This window comes from Brevibacterium permense, from assembly GCF_025506275.1.
GTDB lineage: Bacteria > Actinomycetota > Actinomycetes > Actinomycetales > Brevibacteriaceae > Brevibacterium > Brevibacterium permense_A.
In genome coordinates, this window is sequence record NZ_QYCP01000013.1 from 1 (window position 1) to 392 (window position 392).

Genomic DNA, 392 nt, shown 5'->3' on the forward strand with positions numbered 1-392 from the left:
GCTCCGAGGCATTCCCCTATCGATCAGCGCCGGCATCGGCTTCATCGCACTGTCGGGCGTCGCCGTGCTCAACGGCCTCGTTATCATCACGTTCATAGAGCGCCTTCGCAGGGAAGGACACGCCCTTGTGGACGCGGTCCGCGAGGGCGCGCTGACCCGGCTTCGGCCCGTCCTGATGACTGCGCTCGTCGCTTCCCTCGGTTTCGTGCCGATGGCGATCGCGACCGGCGCCGGCGCGGAGGTGCAGCGGCCGCTGGCCACGGTCGTCATCGGAGGAATCATCTCGTCAACCATTCTTACGCTGCTGGTGCTGCCCGCTCTCTATGTCCTGTTCCGGCGCGAGGACCTTGAGAACGGTGAATTGAAAACGCCGGAACCGAACGGAGTGAAAT

General features: G+C 64.3%; 1 protein-coding gene. It reads left to right on the plus strand.

The genetic code is table 11. The features are described 5' to 3' along the window. Nucleotides 1-392 (plus strand): efflux RND transporter permease subunit (locus D3I60_RS01335; RefSeq protein WP_262774307.1); only part of this gene is annotated, 392 nt, incomplete at both ends.